Source organism: Providencia sp. JGM181 (assembly GCF_018257375.1).
Taxonomy (GTDB): domain Bacteria; phylum Pseudomonadota; class Gammaproteobacteria; order Enterobacterales; family Enterobacteriaceae; genus Providencia; species Providencia lanzhouensis.
In genome coordinates, this window is record NZ_JAERJY010000297.1 from 1 (window position 1) to 719 (window position 719).

1 protein-coding gene is annotated in these 719 nt (G+C 32.4%); it reads left to right on the top strand.

All coding sequences use genetic code 11. The annotated features are described in order from the left end of the window. The first annotated feature begins 133 nt into the window (after nt 1-133). Nucleotides 134-568 (top strand): transcriptional regulator SlyA, encoded by a 435-nt coding sequence (slyA, locus tag JK188_RS17620; protein ID WP_036953515.1) that lies wholly within the window; start codon nt 134-136, stop codon nt 566-568. Nucleotides 569-719: the final 151 nt, after the last annotated feature.

Genomic DNA, 719 nt, shown 5'->3' on the forward strand with positions numbered 1-719 from the left:
CTATATATAGGTATTTATGAGGTATTGGCTCAATAAAAGGTTGTAAAGATAAAAGGGAGTTAATATATAATTCAAAAAATAATATGTATTTGGTATATTTTTTAGACATTATAATTATATAAAGGAGGGTAAATTGGAATCTCAAATTGGAACTGAATTATCTCGTGTAGTCCGTATGTGGCGAGCATTGATTGACTATCGCCTCAAACCACTTAAACTCACGCAAACACATTGGGTAACACTGCATAATATTAGCCAGTTACCGCCCGAGCAGTCGCAGATTCAATTGGCAAAGGCAATTGGTATTGAGCAACCTTCCTTGGTCAGAACATTAGATCAATTAGAAGAAAAAAGGCTCATTTCTCGTCATACATGTGCGAATGACCGACGTGCTAAGAGAATCAAACTCACAGAGGAATCGGAGCCTTTCATCAAAACGGTTGATCAAGTGATTAATAATACTCGGACAGAAATTTTAAGTAATATTAGTCATGATGAACTAAGTCAGTTATCTTTATTACTGCTAAGATTGGAGAAAAATATTCTACGCTTACAGAATGATTCATAGACTAATAATTGTATTTTATAATTGATTTTTCATTCTATGAATGTAATTCGCATAAATATATATTAATCTAATAATTATAGCCACCATTCACATAATATGTACTTCTATCTAGTTACATTGTTTTATTATGTGAGGCGGCTTTGTATTTCAC